General features: G+C 54.9%; 1 protein-coding gene. It reads right to left on the minus strand.

Annotated elements, in window-relative coordinates; genetic code table 11:
- The coding region (locus ACFIO5_RS13580) for a DUF637 domain-containing protein (RefSeq protein ID WP_375705702.1) at positions 1-508 on the minus strand (508 nt) is incomplete at both ends.

A 508-nucleotide genomic window follows, 5' to 3' on the forward strand; every position in this document is an offset into this window, starting at 1 on the left:
GCCTTGGCGGTACCGATTTCTTCCGCCAACGATTTGCCAACCGTATCAGACAGGGCGATGCGCAGATTGTTAAAAAAGTTCTTGTCAAGAGAACCACCCTCAAGAGCCGTTTGCACGCCTGTGCCAATGGCGGCTTTGATCAAGTTCTTTTCCGCCTCACGGGTGATGCGATCAACCAGAGGAGCCGTTTTGGGCAAGGATTGCCCAACACCAGCCATTTCGGTTAGTTGGCTGGTTAAGCCTGCTGTCAATATCGACGAGACAATGCTGAGAACATTCTTTGAAGAGCCAAGCTCATGCAAGGCACCGGCAATATTGCCGCGATTATTGACAAGAGCCACAGCGCTTTTGTTAATCAGCGCTTGGACACCAGCCTGTATCGCCGCATTCATGGCGGTGCTCGAGCCAAGCCCCAAAGCACCGGTAATGGCACTGGCAGCGCCCGAGGCTGCTCCACCCGTAACCGCCGTGACAGCCAATGCCACGAGAGCCGCACCGGCTTCTGTCA

It is taken from the genome of Bartonella sp. AA86SXKL (genome assembly GCF_042196885.1).